At 54.9% G+C, this 787-nt stretch carries 1 protein-coding gene and 1 pseudogene; one reads left to right on the top strand and one right to left on the bottom strand.

Going from position 1 to position 787, the window contains the following annotated elements; genetic code table 11:
- Positions 1–352: pseudogene (locus RZ1_RS31075) on the top strand (LGFP repeat-containing protein); the annotation flags it as partial.
- Here the strand turns inward: RZ1_RS31075 and RZ1_RS31070 are convergent.
- Positions 349–787: hypothetical protein (locus tag RZ1_RS31070; RefSeq protein ID WP_218020509.1), on the bottom strand; the 439-nt coding region annotated here is incomplete at its 5' end. The pseudogene RZ1_RS31075 and the gene RZ1_RS31070 overlap by 4 nt on opposite strands.

Below are 787 nucleotides of genomic sequence, written 5' to 3'. Positions count from 1 at the left end.
ATGGAAGCACGGGATCAAGTACGTCGACACAATTGAGATGCTGTTGGAGTCCAGATTCTTCGGCCCGCGGTCCGATGTAACTCTTCCTGGTACAGACTTTTGGGGCCGTGCGATGGAACTTGAGTGCACGCTCGGATGGACCGGGAAGAGCTGTGAGGAGAAGCAGTATCGGATCGCGCATGCGATCTACGACCCCAGTCCGTACACGGACTACAAGCTGGCGCCGGGGACGGTGAATCCTGTCGGGGTCGTGACCGCATACTGCGGTGGTGGAAATACCCCACTCGCAAACACCACGATGTGCGATTCGTGGGTTGACATGGCACTGATGAATAAGGTCGACGGAATCTAGGCGCCAGGTGGTCTCACGACGAGATGTACGCCGTCTACGGGCTCAGATCCGGGTGGAATGGACGGATCAACGATGTCGTCAAGATAGATTGCGGCAGCCGAGTCGGGTTCATCGGACTCCGCCATCGACCGGAGGCGCGATAACGTAAGCCTTGTGGCCACGCGAACATGGGGGACGCTCTCATTGCCGTAATGTTCGACTCCGACAATGAGAGCGTCCTCGTTCTCGTGAAAATCAAACTGAAAAATCCTCAATCCGCCCCGATCTTGCCGAGCGATGATGCCGCCCAAGATCGATCTGACGAACCGGAGATTCCATGAGTCGAAGACAGTGGAGTACTCTCGAAAAAGAAGTCCGGAACCATTGTGGTCTTCAATGCTATCCTTGTTCCGATTTGAATTCGTCATAATTCTCCCATGTTTGTGAACCGCGCTA

Origin of the sequence: Rhodococcus zopfii NBRC 100606 = JCM 9919 (assembly GCF_001895025.1) — a bacterium.
GTDB classification, from domain to species: Bacteria; Actinomycetota; Actinomycetes; order Mycobacteriales; family Mycobacteriaceae; genus Rhodococcus; species Rhodococcus zopfii.
Note: the sequence above shows the minus strand (reverse complement) of the source record. Positions and strands in the feature narration are given on the sequence as shown.